Source organism: Halorubrum sp. Eb13, from assembly GCF_002252895.1.
Classification (GTDB): domain Archaea; phylum Halobacteriota; class Halobacteria; order Halobacteriales; family Haloferacaceae; genus Halorubrum.
The window spans coordinates 1-10905 of record NZ_NHPE01000135.1; the positions used below are offsets into that span (position 1 = coordinate 1).

Genomic DNA, 10905 nt, shown 5'->3' on the forward strand with positions numbered 1-10905 from the left:
GAACTCCTCGGTGACGGCGACGTGACCCTCGCCGTCACCGAGGAGTTCTACGGGGGCGACGACGCCGTCGAGGCGAGCGCCGAGGAGGTCGTCGCCGGGCTCGGCCGCGCGCAGGTCGCGAACATCGTCGGGAGCGAGGCCGTCGGCGTCGCGGTCGAGGCCGGACTCGTCGACGAGGAGACGGTGCTGGAGGTCGGAGAGACCCGACACGCACAACTGCTCTGGCTGTGAGTCGGGTCGTATGAAGCGACTCGGACGGGAGGAGCTCGCGGCGCTGCTGGAACCGCAGCCGCCGTCGGACGCGTTCTGGAACCGCGCTATCGACGCCGAGCGCGCCGTTATCGGCGTCTCGCCGGAGGCCGTGGACGGCGAGAGCGAGGGCGAGGCGGGCGAGCGGGAGCGCCGGAACCGTCGGCGGCGCGGCGAGTCAGGACCGGACGGCCCACTCTCGACGGGCGACATCGTCGACGTCGGCGACGACTCGTTCGTCGTCGTCGCGGTCGAGGAGACGGCGGCCGGCGGGCGGCGCTACCGGATCGACTTGATCGAGCCGCGGGCGGACGGGTGACCCCCGTAACGCAGAGACCGGGGCGACCGCCTACAGGTCCGCGACGTCTTCGATGGCGTCGGTGAGTTCTGTCACGCTCTCGACGGTGTGCTCGCCCATGTGACCGATGCGGAACGTCTCCTCGGCGATGTCGCCGTACCCGTTCGAGAAGGCCATGTCGTACTCCTCGCTCACCGCCTCGATCGTCGCGGCGACGTCGATGCCTTGCGTGTTCTCGATGCAGGCGACCGTCTGCGACTCGTACCCCGCCTCGGGGAACATCGCGAAGTGCTCGTCGGCCCAGTCGTGGACGTACGCCATCATCTCGCGGTGGCGCTCGTCGCGGGCGCGGTGGCCCTCGTCGAGCATGCGCTTCATCTGCTTGCGGTACGCTAACATGATCGGGATGGCGGGCGTCGAGTGGGTCTGGCCCTTGCGGTCGTAGTAGTCGATGGCGCGCCGGAAGCCGCCGTACCACGAGGAGTCCCCCTTCTCGACCTCGCGGTCGTAGGCGTCGTCGCTGACGACGCAGACCGCGAGCCCCGGCGGCATCGCGAACGCCTTCTGGGTGGACGCGAAGATGATGTCGATGTCGTGCTCCTCGATGTCGACGTAGTCGCCGCCGAGCGACGAGACGGCGTCGACGGCGAAGTAGGTGTCCGGGTACTCGCCGATGACGTCGCCCATCTCCTCGATGGGGTTGCGGACGCCGGTCGACGACTCGTTCATCACGCCCGCGACCATGTCGTACCCCTCGTCGCTGGCTTCGAGGGCGTCGCGGACGTCCTCGGGCTTGACCGCGTCGCCCCACTCGTACTCCAGCCGGGTGACGTCCTTGCCGAGCCGCTCGGCGACGTTGGCGTAGCGCTCGCTGAAGCTCCCGCAGGTCGGCACCAGGACGCGCTCGTCGACGAGGTTCAGCGTCGACGCCTCCCAGAACTCCGTCCCGGAGGCGGTGAGGATGATCACGTCGTTGTCGGTGCCGAGGAACTCCTTCGTGTCCTCGACGATGGTCGTGTACAGGTCGGTCATCCGGCCCATCCGGTGCCCGAACGTCGACTCCGTCATCGCCTCGATGACGTCGTCGCGGACCTCCGTCGGCCCGGGGATGTACAGCGTCTTGTCGTCGTAGTCGTCTCGGTATTCGCGTTTCTTCGTCACGGGATCCACCTGTCGAATGGTACCGGGTCGCGAGACGGTATGGTCCTTATGATCCGCTCAAAACGAGGGCGTCGATCGGAGGTCAGACGCGTCACGTGCCGGCGATCGGATGCCTCTGATGCCGGCGATCGGACGCGTCTCGTGCCGGCGATCGGACGCGTCTCGTGCCGGCGATCGGACGCGTCTCGTACTGAGTGCCGAAAGGCGATCCGAGCCCGAGTCGACGGACCGGCACCGGTGAGGGTGCGGGCCGGCGAACTCGTCGTCGTGCGAAATTCTTTGTGCCGTCTGGCAGTAGTTCGAGTATGGGACACCGCCTCGATGAGATAGACAAGCGCGTCCTCTACTACTTCGCGGTGAACGCGCGGAACACGGCGACGTCGGACATCGCCGAGGAGATGGGGGTGACGCCGGCGACGATCCGGAACCGGATCGACCAACTCGAGGACCGGGGAATTCTCCGAAGCTACCTGGCCGACATCGACTACAAGTCGATCGACGGGTACATCACCTACCTGTTCAGGTGCACGGCGCCGATTCCGGACCGGACGCAGGTCGCCCAGTCGGCGTTGGACGTCTCGGGAGTCGTCACCGTCCAAGAGCTGATGTCCGGTTCGGGCAACCTCCTCGTGACCGTCGTCGGCGCCGACACGGACGACATCAACCACGTCGCCGGGGAGCTCTCCGACCTCGGGCTACGGATCGAAGACGAGAGCGTGATGCAGGGGGAGTACCACAGACCGTACGATCCGTTCGGTCCCGAGACCGTCTCGAAAGGGCCGTCGCTGACCGACTTCATGAGCCTCGCGGGCGACGCCGAAGTCGCCGAGTTCTCCGTCTCGGAGGACGCCGAAATCGCGGGCAAAACCATCGAGCAAGCGGTCGACGAGGGACATCTCTCCCCCGACACGCACGTCGTCGGCATCGAACGCGAGGGCGACATGCTCACGCCGAAGGGGCAGACTACCTTCCGAGCCGGCGACATCGTCTCCCTGCTCTCGAAGGCCCCGTTCGAGCAGGGCTCGCTGGGGGCGTTCGGCACGCCGCGGAAGTGAGTTCGGACCGGTCGCCGGCGGCGGAGCCTCAGCGCCAGTGCCAGAAGTCGTTCCCGTCCTCCTCGACGGGGTCGGTCCGCTCGCGGAGGTCGACGACGTCCCCCTCGGTGGGTTCGTGGTCGTCCGGGAGCGACTCCATGCAGTCGAAACAGAGGAAGAACTCGGCGCCGTCCGTCAGTTCGAGGGTCATCCCCTGCGTCGACTCGAACGCGAAGTTCCACAGGTCGCCGATCCCGCCGGCGATCCTGACGGACCGCTCGCAGACGTCGCACGACTCCGAGGCCATACGCCGGGTAGGGGTCCGGGGCGCTAATGCGTGTCGCCGCGATGCGCGGTCGACGTGAGCCGCGGCGGCGAGGGGGCCCGCCCGCAGGGACGCGTTATCGCGGTTCCGGTGTCCGGCTCGTCGAAACCGCCTCCGAGCTCATCGAGGGCCGTCTGTAAGTCATCAAGGGCTGTCCGCGGGCCATCGAAGGCCGTCCGCGGGAGACGAGTACGGAGCGTCGTATGACGGAGCCCGGGGTCGGATAATAACAGTCCTTATCTAAAGGCCCGACAGAGTAGTATTGTGAAAGATATGCAAAATAGCTCGGTAGGGAGGAGCGGATCGCTCACTCGGCTCCAGTGGGTTGCAATCGCGTTGGCCGCCATCACTGGCGTTCTTCACGTGTACGCTGGCGTCGTCGAAGGGCGGGCACCGGTGGCGCTTGCGGGGGTCGGCTACGCCGGTTCGATTGCGCTGTTTTCGCTCGACTATCGGCGTCGCCTGCTCTATCTCATCGGGATTCCGTACACCGCCGTGCAGTTCCCCCTCTGGATCGTGGCCAAGTCGGAATATGGGGCGATCGACTACGTCGACAAGGCGGTCCAAGTCGTCCTGATCCTCACGTTGATCTATCTCTATCTGAACGCACCGTCCGAGTCGGCCGGGAACGCGGCGACGGCGGCGGATTGAGCGGGCGATTTCACGGGCGTATCCCGGGCTCAGTCGTCTCGAATCACCATCACTTTCACTCGGTTCACGCCGTCGAAGTCACGGAGCCGATACGTTAATTCCCGGACGCGTTCGCCGGTCCCCTGACAGAACAGGGACTCGAGACACCACTCCCCCTGGTGCGTGTGACTCGTGTTGCGGATCACGTCCTGATAGTCGTGTTGGACGCCGTGGAGCTCGCCGATCACCTCGTGGTGGCGGTAGTCGAAGGCGACGAGCGCGATGACGTCCTCGCTGAGGTCCTCGAGTCGGGAGTGCGACTCGATGTACTCCTGTATGGCCTCGCGAACCGCTCGTGACCGATTGTCCAGTCCCTCGTCGCGCCAGACCTGATCGAACTCGTCGACGACCGCGTCCGGGATGTTCAAACTCGTTCGCATCGGGCGTCGTTCGGGGCGCTCGTACAAGAGTTCCGAGTACGCGGTCTCCGTGCGGCGAACGCGGCGGCGGCTACCCCTCGATCGGCGCTTCCCAGAGCAGGATACCGGTCGAGCTGACGATGAGGACGACGCCGGCCGCGGCGAGCGCGAACAGCGGGGAGACGGCGTCGGAGATGACGCCGCTCCCGAGCTGGAAGGGCACGACCGCGAGTCCGCTGACCATCGCCATCGCGCTGAGCACGGTCGCACGGCCCGCCGTCTCGGTGCGGTCGTTGATGTACTGGCCGGCGAACGACCGCGTCACGTCGGAGAGCCCGCGGATCAGCAGGAACGTCGGGAGCGCGAGCACCGGAACGAAGTACATGCCCACCAGCGCGCCGCCCACGACGAAGGGCAGCCACAGGAACCACGTCCGGAGCCCCAGACGGGCGCGGATCGCTCCGGTGTAGTAGCTCAGTCCGGCGCCGACGAGACTGTACGCCGAGTAGAACCACCCGAGCAGCGACCGCACCGCCGACTGCGAGACGCCGAAGTCGAGAACGATCGTCTCGAAGATCGGCTGGAGGAAGACGAACACGAGGTACGTCACCGCCGCGTAGACGACGTAGTAATACAGCACGAACGCCCGGACGTTCCGCTCCGAGACCGTTCGCCGGATGATCGACAGCGTGCGGCGAAAGCTCAGTGTCGCGGTGTCGGCCCGTTCGTAGGTCTCGGGCTCGTCTATCGTCAGGAGAACGACCACGCCGAGCGCCGTCACTCCCGCGGCGACGAACCACGGATACGACAGGTCGATGCTGCCGAGATACCCCCCGACGACGGCCGCACCGGCGCCGATCGCCAGCGCGACCGACTCCCCGCGTCCGCGGACGTGCGCGAACTCGTCTTCGGAGAGGTCGTCGGTGAGCGTGTCGTACAGCCAGGCGTCTTCGCTTCCCGAGCGGAAGTTGTAGCCCATCGACCAACAGACGTACAGCGCCACGAGCGCCCGGAACGAACCGGAGAGTCCGATTCCGAGCAGCGTGAGCGAGATGAGAGCGGTTCCGGTCAGGAGACTGTTGCGCCGACCGAGGCGGTCGCCGACGTAGCCCGTCGGAATTTCACCCAGCAGCGTCGTCAGGTTGTATACCGCTTCGAGGACCGCGATCTGCGTGAAATCGAGTCCCTGTGCGAGGAAGAAGAGATACATAATCGGGCGGTAGAATTCGACGGCCTTGGTCGACTTGTAGAGGTAATACTTCAGGACGCTCCGCGGAGGGAGAGCGGCGGAACGCCGGAACGGAACGGCCATACTTCGGATGGCGATTCCGCCGAGATGGTTGTTGTGTTATGATCGGACCGCGAATTCGTAATACGAGCGCATCGGGCGAGTAGAGCCGGGGTCGGGTGTCGGCCGTTCGGCGGCTCGAAGTACCGAACGGCCGGTGTGCCGACGAGCGGTCTGCGCGGTTCACGGCGGCGTGAGGCCGGTAGACTGCGTATCGGTCGCGACGGTCGGACGCTCGCCGCAGCCGCTGTCCCGAGAGAGTTACTTGCGAAAGCGGGTGGGAGTTCCTCGCAGGATGCGGCCCCGTATGTAGTATCGCCCCGTCGAACGGCGCGGCGGCCGTCGGTAGGGGGGTGACCGATGCGGGGGATGGAGTCGGCACGAGGGTTCCGTCGGGTTCCTCGGATACATCCCGAATTGGCCGATAGCAGACGCCTGGGAGTTGCGTATGAGAGGTTCCGCCAGTTCAGAGGGGAACGCCGAGGCTCGTGCGGGGCGACTCGCAGAGACGAGAAGTCGGTCGGTTTCCCGGACCGGGGTCGTCGCTCGTTTGACGACGCGGAGACCGGTCTCAGGGGTGACACGCCGCGACCGTTTCAGTTGACGGCCTTCGAGAGTTCGGCACCCGTCTTGAACTCGACCACGTTCTTCGCCGCGATCTGGATCTCTTTCCCGGTCTGAGGGTTTCGCCCGGTCCGGGCGGACCGCTTCGAGATGCTGAACGTGCCGAACACCTCGCTCTCGTCCGCTCCCCCGTCCACCGACAGCCGATCGCCTTTCTTCAGGGCCTCCGTCGCCACGCTGACGAACGCCCCGATCGCCCGCTCCGCGTCGCTCGCCGATACCCCCTCGCGCGATTCGCGTCCCGTTTCGATCGCGATGTACTCCGCGTCGATCACCACGTCGGCGTCGCGGCACCTGGCGCTGGCCTCGTCGCCCTTACCGGGGTTGAGATCGAGGGCGGCCGCGAACTCCGGGCAGGCGTCGAACGTCACCGGCGACTCGTCCGCGGGCCCGTTTCGGGACCTCGGATTTCGCCCCGTCCGGGCGGAGCGCTTCGAGATACTGAACGATCCGAATCCGATCAGTACGGCGCTGTCACCCTTCTGCAAGGCGTTCGTCGTCGCACTGGTGAACGCGTCGAGCGCCCGCTTCGCGTCCGACTTGCTCAGTCCGGCGTGGCTCGCCATCGCCTCGATCAGTTCCGCTTTGTTCATCGCCGCGGCCTGACCGGTCGTCGCTACCGCGCCCAGTCCGAGGGACGCCGAGAGGATAGCGCTCCTCCGCAGTACGGTTCGCCGCGAGAGCTCGTCTTGGGACATGATACCTTTACTCACAACCCTCTCACGCTCTGAGACTATATAAAATATCTGAAAATTCATCTGAGCGTTAGTGTGTCGTGTCCAACGCTGGTCTGACTGCGGTTTGAGGGCCCGGACCTGACTACGTCCCGCCCGTTGCGCCCCAGCTCGCACTGGCCTCGACGGCGTTCTCGAACGTGAGTTCGGCGACCTCAGGCGGGTTGTCGTCACTCCCTTCGGGGAGGAACTGAAAGCGGAGGCGCTCTCCGGTCTCGCCGAGGAGCGCTTCGAGGGTGACGATATCGCCCTGTCGGGCGCTGACGAACTCCCGACGGACGATCGTCTCTCCACCGGCGACGGCGGTGTCGAGCGAGGCGTCGTACGTGTCGAGTTTCGTACGTACCGCGACCGACACGGCGTCGTCACCGGTGTTCGTTACGATTAGCGTCCCGCCCGGGTATTCGGGGTCCCGGTCGCCGCTCGAGAGGGCGCCCGCACAGCCGGCGAGCGAGACAGCTGCGAGACACCCGCCGGCCCCGCGTAGAAGTTGTCTTCTCTGCATGGCAACGCTTCCCGGGCCGGCAGTGAAATGTCTTCGTATTGAATGAAACGGCGTATCGAACGTCCTCTCGTCCCGATCGCTTCGAATCTCTCGGGGCGGGCACCGAACCGACGACCGATACGCGCGTCGTCCGCGGCGTGACCGCGATGAGTTATCGGCCGCGAGCGATTCCGACGGGGCCGGTTCCCCGCGATCGATCGGCCGGCGGGGGACGGGCGCCCGCCGCGTCATCGACGATTTATGTTCGAGCGCGACCGATCCCACTCCGATCATGCGAGCCTTCTTCGCCGTCGACCTTCCCGACGACCTCGCGGAGCCACTCGCCGACGCGCAGGCCGCGTTCGAAGGCGCCGACGGGCTGCGGTTCGTCGACCCCGACCGGGCGCACGTGACGCTGAAGTTCCTCGGCGAGATCGGCGAGGCGGACGCCGCCGACCGGAGCGTCGAGGACGAAGAGGTGCCGCCGCTCGACGACGTGATCGCGGCCGGCGAGCGCGCGGTCGCCGACGCCGGCGTCGGTCCCTTCGAGTGCGCGATCGAGGGGTTCGGCGTCTTCCCGAGCCTCGACTACGTCTCGGTCGTCTGGGCGGGGGTCGGCGCGGGGAGCGCGGCGCTGACCGCGCTCCACGAGTCGCTGGAGGCGGAGACGACCGCGATCGGCGTCGACCCGGAGGAGCACGCGTTCACCCCGCACGTCACGCTCGCCCGGATGAACGACGCCCGCGGGAAGGAACTGGTTCGGGAGGTCGTCCGCGAGCGCGACCCCGAGATCGGACGGTTCGAGGCCGACGCGGTCCGCCTCGTGAAGTCGACGCTGACGAGCGACGGACCCGTGTACGACACCGTCGCGTCGTTCGAACTCTGACGAGGGCCTCCCGACGCCCCCGTCACTCCGCGTTCCTCGGGTCGTCGGCGTCGCCCTCGGAGCCGCCGTCGCCCTCATCATTGAGCTCCCCCTCCCCGTTCGCCGCCGCCCTCGCTCCCGGGTGCTCGACTCGGACCCGCGTCACCCGCGTCGGGGTCGCCCCGGTGACGGTGAGCGACACGTCCCCGAGGACGACGCGGTCGCCCTCGGCCGCGACCCGGCCCATTCGCTGGGTGATCAGCCCCGCGACCGTGTCGACGCCGCCGCCGACCGGGAGGTCTACCCCGAGCGTCTCGTTGAGGTGCGCGACGGTGGTCCACCCGCGGACGACCGCGGCGTCGGGCGCGACCACGTCGACGTGATCGACCTCCCATCGGCCCACGAGCTCGCCGACGATCTCTTCGACGACGTCCGCCAGCGTGACGATCCCGACGACCGCGCCGAACTCGTCGACGACGATCGCCATCCGCCGGCCGGTCGATCGTAGCTCGTCGAACAGTTCGTCGACGGGCTGGGTCTCGGGGACGAACGTCGGCTCGCGGAGCGCGCTCGCGAGGGGCTCGCCCCGCTCGTGGGCGCCGATGGCGTCGCGCACGTCGACGGTCCCGACCACGTCGTCGCGGTTCTCGCCGTAGACGGGCATCCGGGTGACGCCCTCGCGCCCGGCGGTCGAGAGCGCGTCGGCCGGGGTCGCGGTGTCCGGGATCGCCACCATGTCCGTGCGCGGGACCATCACCGCGGAGACGCGCGTCGACTCCAGGTCGAGGACGCCGCGTATCATCGCGCCCTCCTCGGGGTCGATCGCGCCCGCCGCCTGCCCCGAGAGCACGAGCGTCTCGATCTCCTCGCGGGTGAGGTACGACTCGATGTCGGGCTCGCCGCCGGTGAACCGGTTGACGACGCCGGAGAGCGCCTCGAAGACGTAGAGCACGGGCCGGATGACCCGTTGGATCGCGACGACGGGGCGGGAGACGCGGAGCGCGTGCTTCTCGGCGTTCGCGACCGCGTACGACTTCGGCGCGATCTCGCCGAAGACGATGACGAAGACGCTCGTGACGAGCGTCGACCCGGTCGCGGCCTGCCCCCCGGAGAAGCCGAACCGGACGAACACCGCGGTCGCGACCGAGGCGGCCGCGATGTTGGCGACGTTGTTGCTCACGAGGGCCGTGACGAGGAAGCGGTGCGAGTCCTCGCGAAGCGCCGAGAGCGCCCGCGCGCCGGGCACGTCGGCGGCCAGCAGCGAGTCGACCCGGTGGGTCGGCACCGAGAAGACGGCCAGCTCCGAGCTGGAGAAGAAGGCGCTGACCCCCGTCAGCACGAGGATCGCGGCCACCCCGGCGAACGCGATCGTGATGTCCATGTGTGCCCGTGCGGCCGGATATAAAAGGCAGTACCGCCGCGCCCGCGGTCCGACCGGGGACCGCGGCGGTTCACTCGACCGCGATCGGGTAGGCACGAACGAGGATTTTCCACCGAAAACGAGGGGGTTAGATGCGCACGATCGCGGATCATATCGGACGGCAAAACGGCGCGATGAGGAAAGCGTTAACCTCGCGCCGCCGGTGGATACGGACATGAAGGTACTCGTGACCGACCCCATCGCGGACGCGGGGTTGGACCGACTCCGAGACGCCGGCCACGAGGTCGAAACGGACTACGACGTCGAGGGGGAAGCCCTCCTCGACGCCGTGAGCGACGCCAACGCGCTCATCGTCCGCTCGGGAACCGAAGTCACCGAGACCGTCTTCGAGGCCGCCCCCGAGCTCGTCATCGTCGGTCGCGCCGGGATCGGGGTCGACAACATCGACATCGAGGCCGCCACGGACCACGGGGTTATCGTCGCCAACGCGCCCGACGGGAACGTCCGGGCCGCGGCCGAGCACACCGTCGCGATGACGTTCGCCGTCGCGCGCTCAATCCCGCAGGCGCACGGCCGCCTCCTCGGCGGCGAGTGGGCCAAAGGCGAGTTCCTCGGCACCGAGGTGAACAACAAGACGCTCACCATCGTCGGGCTCGGTCGCGTCGGCCAAGAGGTCGCCAAGCGGCTCGACTCGCTTGGGATGGACCTGGTCGTCTACGACCCGTACATCTCCGAGGAGCGCGCCGACCGGCTGGGCGCCGAGCTCGTCGAGGACCTCCACGAGGCGCTCGCGCGCGGCGACTTCGCGACGGTTCACACCCCGCTCCTCCCCGAGACCGAGGGGATGATCGGCGAGGACGAGCTGGCCCAGCTCGAGGGCGGCTACCTCATCAACTGCGCCCGCGGCGGGATCGTCGACGAGGACGCGCTCGCCGAGGCGGTCGACGACGGCGTCCTCGCGGGCGCCGCGCTCGACTCATTCGCCGAGGAGCCGCTGTCGCAGGACTCGCCGCTGCTCGACGTCGAGGAGATCGTCGTCACGCCGCACCTCGGCGCCTCGACCGAGGCGGCCCAGGAGAACGTCGCCGTCGACACCGCGGAGGCCGTCCTCGCGGCGTTCGACGACGAGCCGGTACTCACCGCGCTCAACGCGCCCTCCGTCGACGAGACGGCCTTCCCGCGGATCAAGCCGTACATCGACGTCGCCGAGACCGCCGGCAAGGTCGCCGCCCAACTGCTCGACGGTCGCATCACGAGCGTTGAGGCGACCTACGAGGGCGACATCGCCGAGGAGGACGTCGAGCTCGTCACCGCGAGCGCGCTGAAGGGCGTGTTCGAGCCGCTGGAGTGGCAGGTGAACGCGGTGAACGCGCCGCGCCTCGCCGAGGAGCGCGGCATCGACGTGACCGAGTC

At 67.8% G+C, this 10905-nt stretch carries 13 protein-coding genes; 6 read left to right on the plus strand and 7 right to left on the minus strand.

The annotated features are described in order from the left end of the window. Both DJ75_RS15055 and DJ75_RS15060 read left to right on the plus strand, forming a co-directional pair. Positions 1-231 (plus strand): DUF424 domain-containing protein (locus DJ75_RS15055; RefSeq protein ID WP_141212066.1); only part of this gene is annotated, 231 nt, incomplete at its 5' end. A 10-nt stretch (positions 232-241) separates the two neighbouring features. Further along, positions 242-568: a hypothetical protein gene (locus DJ75_RS15060; RefSeq protein ID WP_094525241.1), complete on the plus strand. Its 327-nt coding sequence runs from the start codon at positions 242-244 to the stop codon at positions 566-568. 30 nt (positions 569-598) lie between these two features. Here DJ75_RS15060 and DJ75_RS15065 read toward each other — a convergent pair whose 3' ends face one another. After that, a complete protein-coding gene (locus tag DJ75_RS15065; protein WP_094525251.1) occupies positions 599-1708 on the minus strand; it encodes an alanine--glyoxylate aminotransferase family protein in 1110 nt (369 codons plus the stop codon). Positions 1709-2013: 305 nt separating this feature from the next. Here DJ75_RS15065 and DJ75_RS15070 point away from each other — a divergent pair, with 305 nt between their 5' ends. Then, a complete protein-coding gene (locus tag DJ75_RS15070) occupies positions 2014-2763 on the plus strand; it encodes a TrkA C-terminal domain-containing protein (protein WP_094525242.1) in 750 nt (249 codons plus the stop codon). A gap of 28 nt (positions 2764-2791) precedes the next feature. Here DJ75_RS15070 and DJ75_RS15075 read toward each other — a convergent pair whose 3' ends face one another. After that, positions 2792-3049 (minus strand): hypothetical protein, encoded by a 258-nt coding sequence (locus tag DJ75_RS15075; RefSeq protein ID WP_094525243.1) that lies wholly within the window; start codon positions 3047-3049, stop codon positions 2792-2794. 354 nt (positions 3050-3403) lie between these two features. Between DJ75_RS15075 and DJ75_RS15080 the strand changes: the two genes are divergently transcribed. After that, a complete protein-coding gene (locus DJ75_RS15080) occupies positions 3404-3718 on the plus strand; it encodes a hypothetical protein (protein WP_249269113.1) in 315 nt (104 codons plus the stop codon). A 29-nt stretch (positions 3719-3747) separates the two neighbouring features. Here the strand turns inward: DJ75_RS15080 and DJ75_RS15085 are convergent, their stop codons facing one another. The 4 genes from DJ75_RS15085 to DJ75_RS15100 form a co-directional block, all read right to left on the minus strand. Continuing rightward, on the minus strand, positions 3748-4137 hold the full coding sequence (locus DJ75_RS15085) for a CopG family ribbon-helix-helix protein (protein WP_094525245.1): 390 nt from the start codon (positions 4135-4137) through the stop codon (positions 3748-3750). Positions 4138-4207: 70 nt separating this feature from the next. Further along, positions 4208-5428: an MFS transporter gene (locus tag DJ75_RS15090; RefSeq protein ID WP_176451472.1), complete on the minus strand. Its 1221-nt coding sequence runs from the start codon at positions 5426-5428 to the stop codon at positions 4208-4210. Positions 5429-6000: 572 nt separating this feature from the next. Next, positions 6001-6741 (minus strand): HU family DNA-binding protein, encoded by a 741-nt coding sequence (locus DJ75_RS19440; RefSeq protein ID WP_275542311.1) that lies wholly within the window; start codon positions 6739-6741, stop codon positions 6001-6003. Positions 6742-6847: 106 nt separating this feature from the next. Continuing rightward, on the minus strand, positions 6848-7267 hold the full coding sequence (locus tag DJ75_RS15100; RefSeq protein ID WP_094525246.1) for a hypothetical protein: 420 nt from the start codon (positions 7265-7267) through the stop codon (positions 6848-6850). 271 nt (positions 7268-7538) lie between these two features. Between DJ75_RS15100 and thpR the strand changes: the two genes are divergently transcribed. Then, on the plus strand, positions 7539-8132 hold the full coding sequence (gene thpR / locus DJ75_RS15105) for an RNA 2',3'-cyclic phosphodiesterase (protein WP_094525247.1): 594 nt from the start codon (positions 7539-7541) through the stop codon (positions 8130-8132). 22 nt (positions 8133-8154) lie between these two features. Here thpR and DJ75_RS15110 read toward each other — a convergent pair whose 3' ends face one another. After that, positions 8155-9492 (minus strand): hemolysin family protein, encoded by a 1338-nt coding sequence (locus DJ75_RS15110; RefSeq protein ID WP_094525248.1) that lies wholly within the window; start codon positions 9490-9492, stop codon positions 8155-8157. 214 nt (positions 9493-9706) lie between these two features. Between DJ75_RS15110 and serA the strand changes: the two genes are divergently transcribed. Further along, positions 9707-10905, plus strand: a 1199-nt coding sequence (gene serA / locus DJ75_RS15115; RefSeq protein ID WP_094525249.1) for a phosphoglycerate dehydrogenase, incomplete at its 3' end; no start/stop codon positions are given.